Annotated in this window: 17 protein-coding genes; 9 read left to right on the plus strand and 8 right to left on the minus strand. The window is 73.3% G+C overall.

Features of this window, described 5'->3' with window-relative positions:
- Nucleotides 1-8 precede the first annotated feature (8 nt).
- Together ABZX85_RS07810 and ABZX85_RS07815 are read left to right on the plus strand one after the other, a co-directional pair.
- Nucleotides 9-1,637 carry a thiamine pyrophosphate-binding protein gene (locus ABZX85_RS07810; protein WP_355863543.1) on the plus strand — a complete coding sequence of 543 codons (1,629 nt, stop codon included), beginning with the start codon at nucleotides 9-11 and terminating at the stop codon, nucleotides 1,635-1,637.
- Nucleotides 1,638-1,708: 71 nt separating this feature from the next.
- On the plus strand, nucleotides 1,709-2,449 hold the full coding sequence (locus ABZX85_RS07815) for an IclR family transcriptional regulator (RefSeq protein WP_355863545.1): 741 nt from the start codon (nucleotides 1,709-1,711) through the stop codon (nucleotides 2,447-2,449).
- A gap of 22 nt (nucleotides 2,450-2,471) precedes the next feature.
- Here the strand turns inward: ABZX85_RS07815 and ABZX85_RS07820 are convergent, their stop codons facing one another.
- The 3 genes from ABZX85_RS07820 to ABZX85_RS07830 are packed head-to-tail and all read right to left on the minus strand — an operon-like array spanning nucleotide 2,472 to nucleotide 6,125.
- Entirely contained in the window at nucleotides 2,472-3,950 is a 1,479-nt protein-coding gene (locus ABZX85_RS07820) for a sugar ABC transporter ATP-binding protein (RefSeq protein WP_355863547.1), read from the minus strand.
- 1 nt (nucleotide 3,951) lies between these two features.
- Nucleotides 3,952-5,016 (minus strand): substrate-binding domain-containing protein, encoded by a 1,065-nt coding sequence (locus ABZX85_RS07825; RefSeq protein WP_355863549.1) that lies wholly within the window; start codon nucleotides 5,014-5,016, stop codon nucleotides 3,952-3,954.
- A 20-nt stretch (nucleotides 5,017-5,036) separates the two neighbouring features.
- Entirely contained in the window at nucleotides 5,037-6,125 is a 1,089-nt protein-coding gene (locus tag ABZX85_RS07830) for an ABC transporter permease (protein WP_355863551.1), read from the minus strand.
- A gap of 133 nt (nucleotides 6,126-6,258) precedes the next feature.
- Here ABZX85_RS07830 and ABZX85_RS07835 point away from each other — a divergent pair, with 133 nt between their 5' ends.
- The 3 genes from ABZX85_RS07835 (at nucleotide 6,259) to ABZX85_RS07845 (ending at nucleotide 9,566) form a co-directional block, all read left to right on the plus strand.
- On the plus strand, nucleotides 6,259-6,984 hold the full coding sequence (locus ABZX85_RS07835; protein ID WP_355863553.1) for an SDR family oxidoreductase: 726 nt from the start codon (nucleotides 6,259-6,261) through the stop codon (nucleotides 6,982-6,984).
- A gap of 74 nt (nucleotides 6,985-7,058) precedes the next feature.
- Nucleotides 7,059-7,541, plus strand: a complete 483-nt coding sequence (locus tag ABZX85_RS07840) for a macro domain-containing protein (protein ID WP_355863555.1) — start codon at nucleotides 7,059-7,061, stop codon at nucleotides 7,539-7,541.
- Between the two features lie 78 nt (nucleotides 7,542-7,619).
- The gene (locus tag ABZX85_RS07845) at nucleotides 7,620-9,566 is read left to right on the plus strand and encodes a Xaa-Pro dipeptidyl-peptidase (protein WP_355863557.1); all 1,947 of its coding nucleotides are present in this window, start codon (nucleotides 7,620-7,622) and stop codon (nucleotides 9,564-9,566) included.
- Nucleotides 9,567-9,643: 77 nt separating this feature from the next.
- On the opposite strand, the gene ABZX85_RS07850 is transcribed toward ABZX85_RS07845, so the two are convergent.
- Nucleotides 9,644-10,630, minus strand: coding sequence for an FAD-dependent oxidoreductase (locus tag ABZX85_RS07850; RefSeq protein WP_355863559.1), 987 nt, complete (start codon nucleotides 10,628-10,630; stop codon nucleotides 9,644-9,646).
- Nucleotides 10,631-10,685: 55 nt separating this feature from the next.
- On the opposite strand from ABZX85_RS07850, the gene ABZX85_RS07855 reads away from it, so the two are divergent.
- Nucleotides 10,686-12,326, plus strand: a complete 1,641-nt coding sequence (locus tag ABZX85_RS07855; protein ID WP_355863560.1) for an ABC-F family ATP-binding cassette domain-containing protein — start codon at nucleotides 10,686-10,688, stop codon at nucleotides 12,324-12,326.
- A gap of 55 nt (nucleotides 12,327-12,381) precedes the next feature.
- Here the strand turns inward: ABZX85_RS07855 and ABZX85_RS07860 are convergent, their stop codons facing one another.
- Nucleotides 12,382-14,715: a Tex family protein gene (locus ABZX85_RS07860; protein ID WP_355863562.1), complete on the minus strand. Its 2,334-nt coding sequence runs from the start codon at nucleotides 14,713-14,715 to the stop codon at nucleotides 12,382-12,384.
- A 160-nt stretch (nucleotides 14,716-14,875) separates the two neighbouring features.
- Between ABZX85_RS07860 and ABZX85_RS07865 the strand changes: the two genes are divergently transcribed.
- Entirely contained in the window at nucleotides 14,876-15,835 is a 960-nt protein-coding gene (locus ABZX85_RS07865) for a GlxA family transcriptional regulator (RefSeq protein WP_355863564.1), read from the plus strand.
- A gap of 25 nt (nucleotides 15,836-15,860) precedes the next feature.
- Nucleotides 15,861-16,499, plus strand: coding sequence for a DJ-1/PfpI family protein (locus ABZX85_RS07870; protein WP_355863566.1), 639 nt, complete (start codon nucleotides 15,861-15,863; stop codon nucleotides 16,497-16,499).
- Here ABZX85_RS07870 and ABZX85_RS07875 read toward each other — a convergent pair.
- Nucleotides 16,483-17,226 carry an enoyl-CoA hydratase/isomerase family protein gene (locus ABZX85_RS07875; protein WP_355863568.1) on the minus strand — a complete coding sequence of 248 codons (744 nt, stop codon included), beginning with the start codon at nucleotides 17,224-17,226 and terminating at the stop codon, nucleotides 16,483-16,485. The two genes, ABZX85_RS07870 and ABZX85_RS07875, sit on opposite strands and share 17 nt — an antisense overlap.
- Before the next feature lie 171 nt (nucleotides 17,227-17,397).
- Between ABZX85_RS07875 and ABZX85_RS07880 the strand changes: the two genes are divergently transcribed.
- Nucleotides 17,398-17,898, plus strand: a complete 501-nt coding sequence (locus ABZX85_RS07880; RefSeq protein WP_355864159.1) for an ATP-binding protein — start codon at nucleotides 17,398-17,400, stop codon at nucleotides 17,896-17,898.
- A gap of 24 nt (nucleotides 17,899-17,922) precedes the next feature.
- Here ABZX85_RS07880 and idi read toward each other — a convergent pair whose 3' ends face one another.
- On the minus strand, nucleotides 17,923-18,516 hold the full coding sequence (gene idi / locus ABZX85_RS07885; protein WP_355863570.1) for an isopentenyl-diphosphate Delta-isomerase: 594 nt from the start codon (nucleotides 18,514-18,516) through the stop codon (nucleotides 17,923-17,925).
- A gap of 209 nt (nucleotides 18,517-18,725) precedes the next feature.
- Entirely contained in the window at nucleotides 18,726-19,661 is a 936-nt protein-coding gene (locus ABZX85_RS07890; protein ID WP_355863571.1) for a cation diffusion facilitator family transporter, read from the minus strand.
- Between the last annotated feature and the right edge of the window lie 266 nt (nucleotides 19,662-19,927).

Raw genomic sequence — 19,927 nt, forward strand, 5'->3', positions numbered from 1 at the left:
GAGCCCCCATGGGTCACAGGCCAGCCCGCGCCGTCCTGGACATCCTGCGGAGCGAAGGCGTGGACCGCGTCTTCGGGAACCCCGGCACCACCGAACTCCCGTTCCTGGCAGCCCTGTCGGCGTCCCCGGACGCGCCGGAGTACGTCCTCGGCGTCCACGAGGGCGCGGTGGTCGCGATGGCCGACGGGTACGCCCGGGGCACCGGCCGCCCGGCGTTCGTGAGCCTGCACATCGCCGCCGGACTCGCCAACGGCCTGCTCGGCCTCCTCAACGCCCGCCGCTCCCGCACCCCCCTGGTCGTGACGGCCGGCCAGCAGGACCGCCGCCACCTCCAGCAGGACCCGATGCTCACCGGCGACCTCGTCGGCCTCGCGACCCCGGCGGTGAAGGCGGCGTACGACGTCCAGCACGCCCACGACCTGCCCCTCGCACTGCGCCGCGCCTTCGCGCTGGCCCGCCGGCCGCCCGCCGGACCGGTGTTCCTGTCGGTCCCGATGGACGTCCTCCTGGAGGACACCGAGGTCGAGGTCCCGCCCCGCACCCCCACGCCCCCGCTCGGCCCGGCCCCCGGGCTCGACCGCGCCGCCGCCCTCCTCGCCGCCGCCCGGCACCCCGCGATCGTCGCCGGCGACGGCGTGGCCCGCGAGAACGCCCTCGCCGCGCTGGTCCGCACCGCCGAGGCGCTCGGCGCGACCGTCCACCACCAGCCGATGAGCGACGGCCTCGACTTCCCGACCACCCACCCCCTGCACGCGGGCACGCTCCCGCCCCGCCACGACGCCGTCCGCACCGCCCTCGCCCCCTACGACGCCGTCCTCATCGCCGGCGCGCACGCCTTCACCCCGCACCACTACACCCCCGGCCCCGCCCTGCCGCCCGGCCTCACGGTCGTCCAGCTCGACTCCGACGCCGACGAGATCGGCCGCAACTTCCCCGCCGACGCCGGGCTCGTCGGCGCCCTGGCCCCCTCCCTCGACCGGCTCGCGGACCTGCTGCGCGAGCGCGTGCCCGAGGACACCGCGGCCTCCCGGCTGCGGGCGGCGGGCGCCCGGCACCGCGCCGAGCGGGAACGCACCGAGGCCGCGGCCCGAGCCGCCTACTCGCCGGCCCCGCTCGACCCGTGGGCCGCCGCGCACGCCGTCGCCGACGGACTCCCGCCCGGCGCGGTCGTCGTCGAGGAGGCCATCACCACCGGACTCCTGCTGCGCCGCCTGCTGCGCCTGGAGCGGCCCGGCAGCTACACGCACACCGTCGGCGGCGGCCTCGGCTGGGGGGTCGGCGCCGCCGTGGGCCGCGCCCTCGCCGAGCCGGGACGGCCCGTCGTCGCCGTCCTGGGCGACGGCTGCACGCTGTTCGGCCTGCAAGGGCTGTGGAACGCGGCCCGGTCGGGCACGCCGGTGCTGTTCGTGGTGATGAACAACGGGGTGTACCGCACGCTCCAGGACACGTACAAGACGCTGGGGGGAGTCGGCGACTGTCCGGGTACGGAGCTGGGGGAGCTGGACTTCACGCGGGCGGCGGGGTTCTTCGGGGTCGACGCGGTGCGCGCGCGGAGCGCCGGGCAGGTGCGTGAACTGGTCGCGGGGGCGGGGGAGTTGACGGGGCCGCTGCTGGTGGACGTACCGCTGCGAGGGTAGGGCGACACTCGCACGGCACTCACAGGGACCGGCGTCTTGTCACCCCGCCCGCCGGGCCCGATCATCGGCACATGACGGACGGTCCGCTGCCGAAGTCGGTGCTCGCCCGCGGGGCGCTGCTGCTGCACGCGTGCGGGGGCAGCGACACGGCCCTCTCCCTCGCCGAACTCGCCCTGCGCACCGGCCTCCCGAAGCCCACCGCGCACCGGCTCCTCGGTGAACTGGTCCGCCTCGGCTTCGTCGAGCGCACCCCCGAAGGCGCTTACCGCGTCGGCCTCGCGCTGTTCGTGCTAGGCCAGTCGGCGCCGTCCGTGCGCGAACTGCGCGACGCCGCCCTGCCGTTCCTCGGCGACCTGCACGAGGCGACCCACGAGAACGTCCACCTGGCGGTCCCGGACGGCGCCGACACACTGTTCCTGGAGAAGGTCACCGGCCGCCGCGCCACCCCGATCGTCTCCCGTACCGGCGGCCGGCTCCCCGCCCACTGCACCGCCACCGGCAAGGTGTTCCTCGCCCTCGGTGCCCGCCCGCCGCGCCGCGCCCTGCCCCGCCTCACGCCCCGCACCCTCGTCCTGCCCGGCCAGCTCGCCCGCGACCTCGCCCTCACCCGCGCCCGCGGCTACGGCGTCAACCGCGAGGAGGCCGAGATCGGCGTCTCCGCCGTCGCCGCCCCCGTCTACGCCCTCGGCCACGGCTCCCGCCCCGTCGCCGCGATCTCCGTCACCGGCGGCACCCGCAGACTCGACATGGACCGGGTGGGGGCGAGGGTGTGCGCGGCGGCGAGGGCGCTGACGCGAGCGCTGTCGGGCTGACGGACCGTCAACATCTCACCGTTCAAACCGAATTGCCCACTCCCCGCTGCATCGCCACCGCCAACCCGTGCTCCGTCAGCCCCGCCCCGCTCACCTCTCCCGCCACCCGCCCCCGCACGAACACCACCACCCGGTCGCACATCTCCGTCAACTCCGCGAGATCCGTGGACGCGAGCAGCACGGCCGCCCCCCGCTCCGCCAACTCGCCCACGATCCGGTGCATCTCACCGCGTACGCCGATGTCGACACCCCGCGTCGGATCGTCCAGCACGACGACCTTCGGCCCGGCGGCCAGCCACTTCGCGAACACCACCTTCTGCTGATTCCCGCCCGACAACCGCCCCACCACGTCGTACGGCCCACCCCGCAGCCGCAGACGGTCCGTCAGTTCCCCTGTCTCCCGCACCAGTTCGGCGCGGCGCGGTACGGCCCCGCCCCGCCCCAGTGCCAGCCAGCTCACGGCGGTCGCGTTCTCCCACACCGTGCGGTCCGTCATCAGCCCGTACCGTTTCCGGTCGCTCGGCACGAAGGCGACCCCCGCCCGCACCGCGTCCCGCAGCGAGCGCGGCCGGCCCCGCCCCGCGACGTCCACCCGGCCCGCCGAGACCGCCGCCCGCCCGCACACCACCTCCAACGCGTCGAGATGGCCCGCCCCTTGGAGCCCGGCGACCCCGACGACCTCGCCCGCGCGGACGCCGAACGTCACGTCGCTGAGCCGCCCCGGCACGCACACCCCGGCCAGCGTCACGGGCGGCACCCCCTCCCGCACGGCCTGCGGTCGGCGTACGGCCGGTTCGGGACGTCCGCCCAGCATCGCCGTCACCAGTTCGGGCACGTCCACCGACGCGCGCGGCACCCCGGCGAGGGCGACCCGGCCGTCCCGAAGCACCGTCACCCGCCGGGCGATCCGCGTCACCTCCTCCAGGAAGTGCGAGACGTACAGCACGGCGATGCCCCGCGCGGTGAGCGTGCGCAGCACCCGCTCCAGCCGGGCGACCGCGTCGGCGGGCAGCGCGGAGGTCGGCTCGTCGAGGATCAGCAGCTCCGGCTCCCGCAGCAGCGCCCGCGCGATCTCCGTCAACTGCTGGTCGGCCAGCGGGAGTCCACCGAGTCCGGCGTCCGGGTCGACGTCCAGCCCCAGCTCCGCGAGCACCGGCCGGGCCGCCCGGTCCATGGCGGCCCGGTCGAGGAGACCGAGGCGGCGCGGAGGGTCGTACGGGAAGAGGTTCTCGCGCACGGAGAGATCGGGGAACAGGCTCAACTCCTGGGAGACGGTGGCGACTTGAACACGGGCGGCACCGTGCCTCGCACCCCACCGCACCACCCCTCCCTCCGCCCCCACCACCCCCGCCAGAATCCGCACCAGCGTCGACTTCCCCGCCCCGTTCTCCCCGACCAGCGCGTGCACCTCCCCGGCCCGCAGCCGGATGTCCACCCCGTCCAACGCCCGTACCCCGCCGTACGACTTGACGAGACCCTGCGCCACCAGCACGTCGGTCATGTCAGCGCGCGTCCTTGAGCGGCTTCAACTGGGCGGCCTGGTCGCCGAGGAGGGAGTCGATGGCCGGCTCGTACCACTGGTAGGCCGCCTCGGCGGACTTCTGCCGGGCGATGATCTCGTCGACGTTCGAGGAGTCGACGACCGCGCCGGGGGAGAGGAACCACCCCTCGGGCAGCTTGCCGTCCTTCTCGCGGACCGCCTCGATCAGCATGGCGGTGGAGAGGTAGCCCTTGAGGAAGTGCTGCGGGTCGACGGTGACGAAGTTGGAGCCGTCCTTCACCGCGTCCAGGGTCTTCGGGTCGACGTCGAACCCGGCGGACAGCCACGTCCCCTTCCCGGACTTCTTGATCTTCGCGAGGTTGTAGCTGTCGGCGTCCCCGACCCCGAGGAAGGCGAGGGCGTCCGGATGCGCGTTGACCTGCGCGGACCAGGCGCTGTAGTTCTGCCCGGGATCGCTGTACGTCTGGAAGGGGCCGACGATCTTCACGCCGGGCGCCCGCTTCGCGAACGTGTCGGCGATGCCCTTGGCCCGGCTGTCGAGGACCGGTGTCCCCGGGTTCGGCACACCGATCGCGACCTCGCCCCTCGGGTTCGCGCCGAGCCGCTTCAGCGCCTCCGTCGCCATCAGCTCGCCCAGCGCGTAGTTGTCGTTGCCGACGTAGAAGCCGATCTTCGAGCCGTCGGTGGGGGAGGTGTCCAGCGCGACGATCGGGATGCCCTTGTCGACGGCCTGCGCGGCGGGCCGGGTGAAGATCGGCGGGTCGAGGTTCTCCAGGACGATGCCGTCCTTCGCCCGGGTCGTGAGGTTCTGGAAGAGCTGCACCTCGGCCGGCCCGTCCGTGTTGGGCGGCCCGACGGCCTTGAAGTTCACGTCCCCCGCGTGGCTCGCGGCGCTCTCGGCGCCCAGCACCATCTCGTGGGCGAAGTTCAGCGAGATGTTGGCGACGGCGATCCCCATGTCCAGCTTCCCGCCCTCGCCGGACCCGGAGCCGCTGCCGCAGCCGGCCGCGCCGATCAGCAGCAGCGCGCCGAGCGCCATGGACACCGTACGGATTCTCGGTTGCATCACGGCCTCCAGGGCTCGGCTCACTGACGGCGGCGCCCGGTGCGCCGCAGGATGCTGTCGGCCGCGACGGCGACGAGGATGACCCCGCCGGTCGCGAACGACGTCCAGTTGATGGGGACGTCGAAGAAGACGAGCCCGGCGGCGACGACCGACAGGATCATCGCCCCCGCCACCGCGCCGACCACCGAACCCCGGCCCCCGGCCAGCGGGGTGCCGCCGATGATGCAGGCGGCGATCGCCTGGAGCTCGTACCCCTGGCCGAGGGTCGGGTCGCCGGCGCCGTAGAAGGCCAGGGCCAGGGCCGCCGCGCAGGCCGTGGTGAGGCCGGACAGGGCGAGGGCCTGGACGCGGGTGCGGACCACCGGGATGCCGGTGAAGACGGCGGCGTCCGGGTTGGAGCCGATGGCCCGCACGCGGGCCCCGAACCGGGTGCGGGCCAGGACGACGGCCAGCGCGGCGACCACCGCGAGCAGCACCCACAGCGCGAACGGCACGCCGCCCGGATCGCCGCCCGCGACGGTGAAGAACGAGTCGTCCAGCGGCAGATCGGTGATCTGCCTGCCGTCCGCGAGCGCGAGGCCGACGCCCCGGTACAGCAGCAGCGTGCCCAGCGTCACGATGAACGACGGCAGCGCGAGGACCGTCGTCACCAGCGCGTTGAACACCCCGGCGGCGGCCCCGGTGAGCAGCACCACCGGCACCGCGAGCCACGGCGGCGTCCCCTCCCGGATCAGCAGCGCCCCCACGACCAGGCACATCGCGTAGCTGCCGCCCACCGACAGGTCCACCTCGCGCATCGCCAGCGCGAACACCATCCCGCACGCCATCAGCGAGATGTAGACCGAGTTGTGGGCCGTCGACAGCAGGTTGTCCGTACCGAGGAAGTCCGGGTACGGGATACCGATCCCGGCGACCAGCAGCCCCAGCACCAGCAGCACGCCCAGCTCGTCCCGGGCGGGGAGGCGGGCCGGCAGCCGGAGGGGGAGACGGACGGCCGGACGGGCGCGTGGACGATGGGGCCGACGGGTCGGCGGGCTCCTCCGTCGAAGCCCGCCGCCCTGCTCGGGGCCGCGCTCGGCACCGCCCACGGCACCCTCGGTCTCTGTCATCAGGCACGGCTCCCGTACGGCCGACTCGGTCCGTCCCGCAGCGTCGGGCCGCCGGCGCCGCCCGGCAACCGCCGCGTTCCGGCGAGTGGAATGCGCCCTTGCCGCCCGGACCCCGGCTCCCCACACTCGGCGCATGGAGACACGGACCGCGCTGGTGACCGGAGCGGCGCAGGGGCTCGGGCGGGAGTTCGCCGTCGCGCTCGGCGGGCACGGGTACCGGGTCGCGGGCCTCGATCTGCTGCCGCAGCCGGAGACGGCCGCGCGCGTCCCGGAGTACCTGGAGCTGACCGGGGACGTCGGCGACGAACGGGTGGTGGAGGAGGCGGTGGAGCGGGTCGCCGGGCGGTTCGGGGGGCTGCACGTCGTCGTCAACAACGCGGGCGTCTACCCCGCCGGGCCGTTCGAGGAGACGACCGCCGAGGAGTGGCGGCGGGTCATGCGGATCAACCTGGAGGCGCCGTTCCTGGTCGCGCGCGCCGCACTGCCGTACCTCAAGGCGGCCGGCTGGGGACGGATCGTCAACATCGCCTCGGCGGCCGTCCTCACGGCGCCCCCGACGATGGTCCCCTACGTCGCCTCCAAGATGGGCCTCATCGGCCTCACCCGCTCCCTCGCCGCCGCCCTCGCGCCGTACGGCGTCACCGTCAACGCGATCGCCCCGAGCATGGTGCGCACGGCGACCGCCGAACGGACGGTCGGCGGGGCGGGCGGGTTCGAGGCGGTCCGGGACCGGCAGGCGGTCCGGCGGACGCAGGAGGCGGGGGACCTGGTGTCGACGCTGCTGTACGTCGTCGACGAGGGCAGCGGGTTCCTGACGGGGCAGACGCTGAACGTCTCGGGGGGATCGGCCTACCTGTGATCGGTCTCCGCCCTCGGAACTGACGAAACAGCAGGTCAGGCCGGATTGTCAGTGGCGTCCCCTACGGTGGGGCCATGTCGGGGATCAGGTACACGAGGGGGGACGCCACCACACCGTCGGTGAAGGGCGTCAAGGTGATCGCCCACGTCTGCAACGACAGCGGCGGCTGGGGCAAGGGCTTCGTCCTCGCCCTGTCCCGCCGCTGGCCGGAGCCGGAGGCGCAGTACAGGGCCTGGCACCGGGGGCGCGCGGGGAACGACTTCGCGCTGGGGGCGCTCCAACTCGTCCAGGTGGAGCGGTACATCTGGGTCGCGAACATGATCGGCCAACGGGGGACGAGAACGGGCAGCAAGGGGGTGCCGGTCCGGTACGAGGCGATAGAGGCGGCGCTGGAGCGCCTGGAGCCCCGGGTCCGCGAACTGGGCGCGTCCGTCCACATGCCGCGCATCGGCTGCGGACTGGCGGGCGGCAAGTGGTCCCGGGTGGAGCCGCTGATAGAGGAACGGCTGGTGCGCGGAGGGATCGCGGTGACGGTGTACGACCACGGGGAGGACTGAGCGGGGTGCGACGGCCCTTGCACCCCCTTTGCAAACGCCCTCTTCTACGGGCGAGTTGGCCGATGTAGCGTCCCGCGCATGCCTCTACGCAAGCGCTTCACGACCTGGAGACCCCTCGCGGCTGCCACGCTCACCCTGGTGGCGGCCTCTCTCCTGACCCCCACCGCGGCGCAGGCGGGCTCCCGGGAGAGTCTGCCGATCTACTCGTACGACCAGGCGATACGCCAGTCCGTCTGGGTCGACACGGGCCTCGACGGGGACGGCGACGGGAAGAAGGACCGGGTCGCCGTCGACATCGTCCGGCCCAGGGAACTCGCCCAGCAGGGCCGCAAGGTCCCGGTCATCATGGACGCCAGTCCCTACTACTCCTGCTGCGGCCGGGGCAACGAGAGCCAGCTGAAGACGTACGACGCGAACGGGAACGTCGTACAGATGCCGCTCTTCTACGACAACTACTTCGTGCCGCGCGGCTACGCGTTCGTCGGTGTCGACCTCGCCGGCACGAACCGCTCCGACGGCTGCGTCGACATCGGCGGCCCCTCGGACATCGGCTCCGCGAAGGCGGTCGTGGACTGGCTGAACGGCCGCGCGACCGCGTACACGACGCGTACGGGCACGACGACCGCGAAGGCCGACTGGACGAACGGCCGCACCGGCATGATCGGCAAGAGCTGGGACGGCACGATAGCCAACGGCGTCGCCGCGACCGGCGTCAAGGGCCTCAAGACGATCGTCCCGATCAGCGCGATCTCCTCCTGGTACGACTACTACTTCCAGCAGGGCGCCCCCCTCTACGACGGCGGCCCCGACGACCTCTCCGACTACGTCGACAGCCCGGACGCCCGCACCAAGTGCGCCGCCGTGCAGCAGCAGCTCAAGAACGGCGCGCCGCGCACCGGTGACTGGACGCCCCTGTGGAGCGGCCGGGACTACGTCAAGGACGCCGGCAAGGTGAGGGCCAGCGTCTTCGCCGTGCACGGCATGCAGGACCTCAACGTCCGTACGAACCACCTCGGCCAGTGGTGGAACGCCCTCGCGCAGCACGGCGTCAAGCGCAAGATCTGGCTCTCCCAGACGGGCCACGTCGACCCCTTCGACTTCCGGCGCGGCGCCTGGGTCGACACCCTGCACCGCTGGTTCGACCACGAACTCCTCGGCTACGACAACGGCATCGACCGCGAGCCGACGGCCGACGTCGAACGCCACCCCGACCAGTGGGAGACGTCCCGCGCCTGGCCCCCGTCCGGCACCCGGGCGGCGACCCTGCGCCCCGCGGTCGGCACGCAGCCCGGCGTGGGCGTCCTCGGCCTGCGCAAGGGCACCGGCACCGAGACGTTCACCGACAACCCCGCGCTGGACGAGACCGACTGGTCCGCGAAGATCGACACGGCCACCCCGGAGAAGGCCGGGTTCACCACCGGCCCCCTCACCCGTGACCTGCGCCTCGCCGGCTCCCCGACGGTCACCGTCACCGCGACGCCCACGACGCCGACGGCCCACCTCTCCGCCGTCCTCGTCGACCTCGGCCCCGACACGATCCGCGACTACGCGGCCTCCGGCGAGGGCATCAGCACGCTCACGAACCGCACCTGCTGGGGCGCGAGCACGGCCGGCGACAGCGCCTGCTTCAAGGAGACGGCGGCCCGTACGACGGCCGTCGACTACAACGTCGTCAGCCGCGGCTGGGCCGATCTCGGCACGTACGCGAACCCGGGCCACGGCGTCCCGCTCACCCCGGGCAAGCGCTACACCCTGACGATCACCCTGGCCGCCACCGACCACGTGATCCCGGCGGGCCACCGCCTCGCCCTGATCGTCGCGGGCACGGACAAGAACCTCATCGAACCCCCGGCGGACACCCCGACGCTGGCCCTCGACCTGTCCCGCACCTCGGCGAACGTCCCGCTCGTCGGCGGCGCCCCGGCCTTCGCCCGCGCCACCTCCGGCACGGCTGCCACCCCGCCGAGGACGATCGCCCCGCTCGACGGCGTGGGCCCGGTCCCGGAGGCCCGGCGCGTGCCGTAGCCGGACGGGGACGACCACGGCGGGCGGCGCCGCGGAACCCACCTGCGGCGCCGCCCGTCATGTCCACCGCCCCCCTTTCACGCCCCCTCCACCAACCCCGCCGCCTCCCGGGCACACCCCCACGCGACCGTCACCCCGGCGCCCCCGTGCCCGTAGTGATGCACCACCGTCCGCCCGTCCTCCAGCACCCCCCGCTCCAGCCGCACCACCCCCCGAGCCGGCCGCAACCCCACCCGGTGCCCCAGCACCCGCGCCCCCGCGATCTCCGGCCGCAGCACCGCACACCTCCGGACGATCGCCTCCGCCACCGCCGGATCGGGCGTGAGCGACCAGGCGTCCTCCTCGGCCGTACCGCCCAGCAGGAGCCGGCCGGGCTGGGGGAAGAAGTAGGTGAGCGAACCACCCTCGCCACCGCCCTCGCCGCCGTCCGAGTCACCGCCCTCGCCGTCCTCCACGGCACCGGACACCACCCAGTGCTTGACCCCGGGGTTCTCGACGATCACCAACTGCCCCCGCACCGGCCGCACTTCGCGATCACCCGCCAGCTCCCGCGCCCCCAGCCCCGCGCAGTTCACCACCACGGCCGCGTCCGCCTCCGCGAGCCCGCCCACCGTCCGCGGCTCGACGCTCCCGCCCGCCCGCTCCAACCGCCCCCGCAGCCACGGCAGATACACCGCCATGTCGACCAGCGGCAGCCGCGCCCACAACCCCGCCCCCACCGGATACTCCTCCGGCGTGGCCTCCCGCAGCCCCGGCACCGCCCCGGCCAGCCACCCCACCTCCGCGAGGGACCGCTCCCCGAGCACCCCCTCGGCCATCCGCACCCCGCCCTCCCCGCGCGCCGCCAGCTCCCGGAACACGTCGAGCGACTCCAGCGCCCAGGCGCGCGCGGATACTTGGGGCTCGATGTGGTACGGCCACCACAACGCGCCCGCGACCGCCGACGTCGTCCCCGCCACGTCGTCCCGCGTCCACACCCGCACCCGCCACCCCCGCTCGGCCAGCACCACCCCGGTCGTCAGCCCGACGACCCCACCCCCGACGATCACGACATCGCGCTCCATCCCCCGAACCTCCCCACGACACCCCGCCCCCGAACCCCGCTAGGATCTACCCTCTGTGACCGCCACCCTCGTCGCCAAGAACCTCGCCGCCGGCCACGGCGACCGCTCCCTCTTCTCCGGACTCGACCTCGTCGTGGCCCCCGGGGACGTGATCGGCCTGGTCGGGGCCAACGGCGCGGGCAAGTCCACGCTGCTGAGACTGCTCGCCGGGCTGACCGCCCCGGAGGAGGGCGACCTCAAGCTCTCCCCGCCGACCGCGACCGTCGGCCACCTCCCGCAGGAACCCGAACGCCGCCCCGACGAGACGATCAGGGAGTTCCTGGCCCGCAGGACCGGCGTCGCCGAGGCCCAGCGCCTGATGGACGACTCCGCCCAGGGCCTCGCCGACGGCGTCCCCGGCGCCGACGACGCCTACTCCCTCCACCTGGAGCGCTGGCTCGACCTCGGCGGCGCCGACCTCGACGAACGCGCCGAGGAGACCGCCGCCTCCCTCGGCCTCACCATCGGCCTCGACCAGCCGATGACGTCCCTCTCCGGCGGCCAGGCCGCCCGCGCGGGCCTCGCCTCCCTCCTCCTCTCCCGCTACGACGTCTTCCTCCTCGACGAGCCCACCAACGACCTCGACCTCGACGGCCTCGAACGCCTGGAGCGGTTCGTGAAGGGCCTGCGGGCCGGCACGGTCGTCGTCAGCCACGACCGCGAGTTCCTCACCCGCACGGTCACCAAGGTCCTCGAACTCGACCTCGCGCAGGGGCAGATCAACCTGTACGGCGGCGGCTACGACGCCTACCTCGAAGAGCGCGCCACCGCCCGCCGGCACGCCCGCGACGACTACGAGGAGTACGCCGACAAACGCGCCGCCCTCCAGGACCGCGCCCAGATGCAGCGCGGGTGGATGGACAAGGGCGTCAAGAACGCCCGGCGCAAAGCGAACAACGACAACGACAAGATCGGCCGCAAGTTCCGCAGCGAGGCCAGCGAGAAGCAGGCCGCGAAGGCCCGCCAGACCCAGCGGATGATCGAACGCCTCGACGTCGTCGAGGAGCCCCGCAAGGAGTGGGAGCTGCGGATGGAGATCGCCGCCGCCCCGCGCTCGGGCTCGGTGGTGGCGTCCCTGCGCGACGCGCGAGTACGCCTGGGCGACTTCGAGTTCGGCCCGGTGACCCTCCAGATCGACTGGGCGGACCGCGTCGCGGTCACCGGCGCGAACGGGGCGGGCAAGTCGACCCTGCTGGCGGCCCTCCTCGGCCGCCTCCCCCTCGACTCCGGCACCGCGACCCTCGGCTCGGGCGTCCTGGTCGGCGAGGTCGACCAGGCCCGCAGGCTCTTCTACGGCCCGGAGTCGTTGCTGGACGCGTTCTGCGCGGCGGTCCCGGACACGGAACCGGCCGAAGTCCGCACCCTCCTCGCCAAGTTCGGCCTCAAGGCGGACCACGTCCTGCGCCCGGCGGCGACCCTCTCCCCGGGCGAACGAACGAGAGCGGGCCTGGCCCTCCTCCAGGGCAGAGGCGTGAACCTCCTGGTCCTGGACGAGCCGACGAACCACCTCGACCTACCGGCGATCGAACAACTGGAATCAGCGCTGGACGCCTACGAGGGCACGCTGCTCCTGGTCACGCACGACCGGAGGATGCTGGACGCGGTCCAGGTGACGCGCCGCCTGGTGGTGGACGCAGGCCAAGTGAAGGTTCTTTAGGGGCGCGGGGAACTGCGCGACCAGCCACGACGGACCCGCAGTTCCCCACAAACCCTTAGCGCCTGCCCTTCTTGGGGTCCACCAGGCCAGCCTTCCGCAACGCATCCGCCATCGCACTGTTGGCCGGCGCAGCCGCCGCAGGCCGCTGCTGCCGCTGCTGAGGCGGACGCCCACCACCCCGCTGCTGGCGCCCCTTGGGCTCCGAAGCCGCCGCCTCGTCCTCCAGCCGCAACGTCAACGCGATCCTCTTCCGAGGAATGTCCACGTCAAGCACCTTCACCTTGACGATGTCCCCCGGCTTCACCACGTCCCGGGGGTCCTTGACGAACGTCCGCGACATCGCCGACACATGCACGAGCCCGTCCTGATGCACACCGACATCGACGAACGCCCCGAACGCGGCGACGTTCGTGACGACCCCCTCCAGCACCATCCCGGACACCAGATCCCCGATCTTCTCGACGCCCTCCTTGAACGTGGCCGTCTTGAAGGCGGGCCGAGGATCACGCCCGGGCTTCTCCAGCTCCCGGAGAATGTCGGAAACGGTGGGCAGCCCGAACGTCTCGTCGACGAAGTCCCCCGCCCGCAGCGAGCGCAGCGCCCCCGTGTTGCCGATGAGCGCCGCCACCTCCTGCCCGGACGTCTTCACCATGCGCCGGACGACGGGATACGCCTCGGGGTGGACGCTGGAGGAGTCCAGCGGGTCGTCCCCGCCCCGGATACGCAGGAACCCGGCGCACTGCTCGTACGCCTTGGGCCCGAGCCGGGCCACCTTCTTCAGCTCGGTCCGCGACCGGAACGGCCCGTTCGAGTCACGGTGGGAGACGATGTTCTCGGCGAGCGTGGACGTCACCCCGGAGACCCGGGCGAGCAGCGGGGCGGACGCCGTGTTGACGTCGACACCGACGCCGTTCACACAGTCCTCCACGACCGCGTCGAGGGAGCGGGAGAGCTTCACCTCGGAGAGGTCGTGCTGGTACTGGCCGACGCCGATCGACTTGGGGTCGATCTTCACCAGCTCGGCGAGCGGGTCCTGGAGGCGGCGGGCGATGGAGACGGCGCCGCGCAACGAGACGTCCATGTCGGGGAGTTCCTGCGAGGCGAACGCGGACGCGGAGTACACGGAGGCGCCGGCCTCGGAGACCATGACCTTGGTGAGCTTCAGTTCGGGGTGCTTCGCGACGAGCTCCCCGGCGAGCTTGTCGGTCTCGCGGGACGCCGTGCCGTTGCCGATGGCGATCAGCTCGACCGCGTGCTCCTTCGCGAGGCGCGACAGCTTGGCGATCGCCTCGTCCCACTTGTTCGCCGGGACGTGCGGGTAGATGACGTCCGTGGCGACGACCTTGCCCGTCGCGTCGACCACGGCGACCTTCACGCCGGTGCGGAAACCGGGGTCGAGGCCCAGCGTCGCGCGGGTGCCGGCCGGGGCGGCGAGCAGGAGGTCGCGGAGGTTGGCGGCGAACACGTTCACCGCCTCGTCCTCGGCGGCCGTGCGCAGGCGCAGCCGGATGTCGATGCCGAGGTGGACGAGGATGCGGGTGCGCCAGGCCCAGCGGACCGTGTCCAGCAGCCACTTGTCGGCGGGGCGGCCCCGCTCGGCGATCCCGAACCGCGAGGCGATGATCGGTTCGTACGAGGAGGTGGCCCCTTCCTGGGCTTCCTCCGGCTCCAGGACGAGGTCGAGGACGTCCTCCTTCTCGCCGCGCAGCATCGCCAGGATGCGGTGCGAGGGCAGGGCCGTGAACGGCTCGGCGAAGTCGAAGTAGTCGGCGAACTTGGCGCCCGCCTCCTCCTTGCCGGAGCGGACCTTCGCGGCCAGCCGCCCGCGCGTCCACATCCGCTCGCGGACCTCGCCGATCAGGTCGGCGTCCTCCGAGAAGCGCTCGGTGAGGATCGCCCGCGCGCCGTCCAGGGCGGCCTGCGGGTCGGCGACGCCCTTGTCGGCGTCCACGAAGGCGGTCGCCGCGGCCAGCGGGTCCACGGACGGGTCGCCGAGCAGCCCCTCGGCGAGCGGTTCGAGACCGGCCTCGCGCGCGATCTGCGCCTTCGTACGCCGCTTCGGCTTGAACGGGAGGTAGATGTCCTCCAGCCGCGCCTTCGTCTCGGCGCCCCGGATGCGCGCCTCCAGCTCGCCGGTGAGCTTGCCCTGTTCGCGGACCGACTCCAGGACGGCCGTCCGCCGCTCCTCCAGCTCGCGCAGGTAGCGCAGGCGCTCTTCGAGCGTGCGCAGCTGCGCGTCGTCGAGCATCTCCGTCGCCTCCTTGCGGTAGCGGGCGATGAACGGCACCGTCGAGCCGCCGTCGAGCAGCTCCACGGCCGCTCTGACCTGCCGCTCCCGTACGCCGAGCTCCTCGGCGATCCTGCCTTCGATGGACCCTGCTTCGGTCACGACCCGTACCGCCTTCTCCACGTCGGCTTGCGTCGCAATTGTGGCAGGTGCCACTGACAGCGGGTGACCTGGGCGCAGGAAAGGCACCGGAAAAGGCATGGCGGAAAAGGTGGGAAGCCCGTCATTGCGGCCACGGAGACGGCCGCGAAGAATCGGTGACATGGCAGAGCGCACCGTCCTCGTCGTCCTCTTCGACGGCGTCCAGAGCCTCGACGTGACCGGCCCGGCGGAGGTCTTCGCGGGCGCCGACGCGCACGCCCCCGGCAGCTACCGCGTCCGCACGGCCTCCCTGGACGGCGCCCCCGTACGGACCTCCAGCGGCCTCACCCTCGTCCCGGACGCGCCCCTGTCCGCCGTACCCGTCCCCGACACGCTGATCGTGCCCGGCGGGCGGGGGACGCGCGGCGAGGACCCCGGACTGGTCGGCTGGCTGCGGGAGTACGGCCCCCGGGCCCGGCGTCTCGTCTCGGTGTGCACCGGCGCGATCCGGCTCGCGGAGGCCGGACTGCTGGACGGCCGCCGCGCCACCACCCACTGGGCGTACTGCGAACGCCTCGCCCGCGACCACCCGGCGATCGACGTCGACCCCGAGCCGATCTACGTCCGGGACGGCGCCGTCTCCACCTCGGCGGGCGTGACCTCCGGCATCGACCTCGCGCTCGCCCTCGTCGAGGAGGACCTCGGCCGTGACATCGCCCTCGGTGTCGCCCGTCACCTGGTCGTCTTCCTGCGCCGCCCCGGCAACCAGGCCCAGTTCAGCGCCCAGCTCACCGCTCAGACCGCCCGGCGCGCACCGCTCAGGGACCTCCAGCACTGGATCTCGGAGCACCCGGCGGAAGACCTCGACGTCGGTTCGCTGGCCGCTCGCGCGGCTCTGTCTCCCCGCCATTTCGCCCGCGCCTTCCGCGCCGAGACCGGCACCACCCCCGGCCGCTACGTCGACCACGTCCGCCTGGAACACGCCCGCCGCCTCCTGGAGGACACCCCCGACGGAATAGCCCAGATCTCCCGCGCGAGCGGCTACGGCACCCCCGAGGCCATGCGCCGCGCCTTCGTGAAAGCCCTGGGCACGTCCCCGGCCGAGTACCGCCGCCGCTTCCGCCCCGCCCCGGCGGGCTGACCACCACCGAGAGGAACCCGCTGCCATGCAGATCGCCATCGTCCTGTTCGACGGTTTCACCGCCCTCGACGCGGTGGGCCCCTACGAGCCCCTGGAGCACCTCCCGGGCGCGGAGATCGTCTTCGTCGCCGAGGAGGCGGGGCCGGTCCGCGCGCACACCGGACACCTCGCCCTCACCGCGGACCGCACGCTCGCGGAGGTCACCCGCCCCGACGTCGTGGTGGTCCCGGGAGGCCCCGGCCAGACCCCGCAGATGGGCAACGGACGCCTCCTGGAGTGGCTGCGCGAGGCCGACACGGCCAGCACGTGGACGACGTCCGTGTGCACCGGCTCCCTGCTGCTGGCCGCCGCCGGACTGCTGGCGGGCCGCCGGGCGACCACCCACTGGCTGGGCCTGGACACGCTCGCCGCGTTCGGCGCCGAACCGGCCGGCGAGCGCGTCGTGTTCGACGGCAAGTACGTCACCGCCGCGGGCGTCTCCTCCGGCATCGACATGGGCCTCGCCCTGCTCGGCCGCATCGCCGGCGACGAACAGGCCCAGCTCGCCCAGCTGATCCTGGAGTACGCCCCCGAGCCCCCGTACGACGCCGGCTCCCCGCACACCGCCCCGGCCCACCTCGTCGAGAGGCTCAGGACACGCTCCCGCTTCACGCCTGCCGGCTGAACCGGGGCTCCCTGCGCTCCAGGAACGCGGCGACCCCCTCCGCCGTGTCCCCGCTGTCGCGCTCCTCCCGCGCCCAGTGCGCGTCCCGGTCGGTGCGGCCGTCCGCGAACTCCTTCGCGGCGCACTGGGTGAGCCGGGAGCGGGAGACCAGGACCCGGGTGAACTCCTCGACCCGCTTGCCGAGTTCCCCCTCCGGCAGCACCTCGTCGACGAACCCGGTGCGCAGCGCGCGCTCCGTACCGATCAGCTCCCCGGAGAACAGCAGCCACTTCGCGGTCGACGGCCCCACCAGGGACACCAGCCGCCGGGTGCTGGACGCCGGGTAGACGATCCCGAGCTTCGCGGGCGTCACCCCGAACAGCGCCCCCTCCTCGGCGAACCGCAGATCGCAGGCCGCCGCCAACTGCGCCCCGCCGCCCACGCAGTGCCCCCGCACGGCGGCCAGCGTCGGCCGGGGGAACGCGGCGAGGGCCTCCTCCGCGAGGACCGCCAGCTCCCGCGCCTCGGCGGCCGACCCGCGCATCTCGGAGATGTCGGCGCCCGCGCAGAACGTGCCGCCCTCACCGGTCAGCACCAGCGCGCCCACGCGCGGGTCGGCCGCCAGCCCGGTGAGCAGCGGCGGCAGCGCGCGCCACATGGCCGTCGTCATGGCGCCGCGCCGCGCGGGATGGGAGATGACGACCGTGGCGACCGAATCGGCCACCCGGTGGGACAGACGGGGCTCCATGGAAGGCGATGCTAATGGTCAACGAACCGGTCACAAGCGGAAGCCGTCACCCCTAGGGGTATGCGAAACGATCAATATCGATCTCTTTGTGACCAGTCGATCGGAGTGGACGGTGCCGTTACCAACACTCGACGTGTGGTGACAACCGAGTACCAAGGCGGCGACCGGACAATGGACGACCACGGGCGCGGGCCCGACCCACGCCCGGAGGGCGAGAGCACGACCGAGGAAGCGCGGGACCCGCTGCCGTACGAGGGGGTCTGGCGGTTCACCGCGCCCGCCGTGGACGCCTCGGTCCCGCAGGCGCGCCGCGCCGTACGGGACCTGCTGCACCGGCAGGGGGTGCCCGTCGCGGACGGCGTCGTCGACGGACTGCTGCTCATCGTGTCGGAGCTGGTGACGAACGCGGTGAAGCACGCGGCGCTGCTGTCGCCGACCCTCGCGGTGGAGGTGGCCGTCGGCGCGGAGTGGGTGCGGGTGTCCGTCGAGGACAACCACCCCTACCGCCCGACCGCCCTGGAGAACCCCCACAGCCCGACCGGCGGCCGGGGCCTGCTGCTCGTGCGGGAGGTCACCCGGGAGGCGGGCGGGGTGTGCGACGTCGAGCACACGACGACGGGCGGCAAGGTCATCTGGGCGGCGCTCCCGCTGAAACCTTTGCGCGCGGTCTGACCGGCCCTTTTCAGGGCCGGACCCTCACCAGCCCGCGGTGTCGCCCGTCAGCTCCCGCACGGCCGGCCGCGCGGCGTCCAGGACCGTCATGAACCAGGCGGAGAACGTGTCCTTCGCGTGCCGCTCGGCGAGTTCGCCGGGCGTCACGAAGGCCGTGCCGTCGACCTCCTCCGGGTCCGGCGCGAGCGGGGACTGCACGAGGCCCACGAACAGGTGGTTGAACTCCTGCTCCACCAGCCCGGACGCCGGGTCCGGGTGGTTGTAGCGGACCGTCCCGGCCTCCGCCATCAGCGACGGCGAGACCCCCAGCTCCTCGTACGTCCGCCGGGCCGCCGCCGCGAACGGGGCCTCGCCGGGGTAGGGGTGTCCGCAGCAGGTGTTGGACCACACGCCGGGGGAGTGGTACTTGCCCAGGGCGCGCCGCTGGAGCAGGAGACGGCCCTGTTCGTCGAAGAGGAACACCGAGAACGCCCGGTGCAGTTGGCCCGGCGCCTGATGGGCGGTCAGCTTCTCGGCCGTGCCGATCGTGACGCCGTCCTCGTCGACCAGTTCCAGCAGAATCGGGTCCGCGGTGCCGTTCGGTGAGCTGTGCGTCGTGGTGGCAGGTGTGATCGGCATACCCATCCTTAGCATCGGTCCTCGCGCCCCCAGTCTGCCGTACACGTCCGGCTCTCCCGGCGCTCGGCCGTGCCGGGAACGGGGCCCGAGGGGTGATCTTGCCCGCCCCGGCCGCCCCGGAACCGTCCGCGCCGGGGTACGGGGCGACAAGCAACCCGGACGAGTGGACGCTCGCAAACGCGGCCGACAATCCGATCGTCCCACCGGGCTCAGTGGCAGAGCCGCGCCTCGTGCTCCGCGTGGCCGCTCGGCTCCAGCTGGAACGTGCAGTGCTCGACGTCGAAGTGGTCGCCCAGGCAGCCCTGGAGGTCGTGCAGGAGCTTCTCGTGGCCGACCGCGTCGAGGGTCTCGGAGCGGACCACGACGTGCGCCGAGAGCACCGGCAGTCCGGAGGTGATCGTCCACGCGTGCAGGTCGTGGACGTCCTCCACCCCGTCGAGCCCGAGGATGTGGCTGCGGACCTGCGCCATGTCGACGTCCTTCGGCGCGGACTCCAGGAGCACGTCCAGCGTCTCGCGCAGCAGCTTGACCGTCCTCGGGACGATCATCAGGCCGATCACCAGCGAGGCGATCGGGTCGGCCGTCTGCCAGCCCGTCGTCAGGATCACCGCCGCCGACACCAGCACCGCCACCGAACCCAGCGCGTCCGCCGCGACTTCGAGGAACGCGCCCCGGACGTTGAGGCTCTCCTTCTGGCCGCGCATCAGGAGCGTGAGCGAGATCATGTTCGCGACCAGGCCGATCGCCCCGAACACGAGCATCAGACCGCCCTCGGTCGGCGCCGGCGTGAAGAACCGCTGCACCGCCTCGTACAGGACGTACCCGCCGACCCCGAGCAGCAGCAGGCAGTTCGCGAGCGCCGCGAGGATCTCCGCGCGGGCCAGCCCGAAGGTGCGGTGCGTGCTCGCCGGGCGGCCCGCGAAGCGGATCGCCAGCAGCGCCATCCCGAGCCCCACGGCGTCGGTCGCCATGTGGGCCGCGTCCGCGACCAGCGCCAGCGAGTCCGCCGCGATCCCGCCGGCGATCTCCACCACCATCACGCTCAGGGTGATGCCGAGCGCGATCCGCAGCCGCCCCGCGTACGCGGCGGCGGCCGTGCCCGAGGGCGGCGCGTGGCTGTGCCCGTGATCGTGTCCAGCCCCCATGAGAAATGCCCTCCCAATGCTCGTCCGACCCACAGTGAACTACGGGTGGGGGGTATCCGGCAACGCGGCACTGAACACCGTTGTCATGTGCTCTGACCTGCGTAAACGAACCGCAGGTCAGGAAGGCGGACGGCCGCTCGGCGGGCCCGCGCCGAGCACCTCGGCCGCCCCCGCGCCCACGGTTTGTCCGAAGTCCCCCTGATCACGGATGATGATCTCGCCCACGCCCGGTGTGGACGGTCTTGAGCGAGGTTGAACGGGCAGTG

It is taken from the genome of Streptomyces sp. NPDC004539 (assembly GCF_040610055.1).
GTDB lineage: Bacteria > Actinomycetota > Actinomycetes > Streptomycetales > Streptomycetaceae > Streptomyces.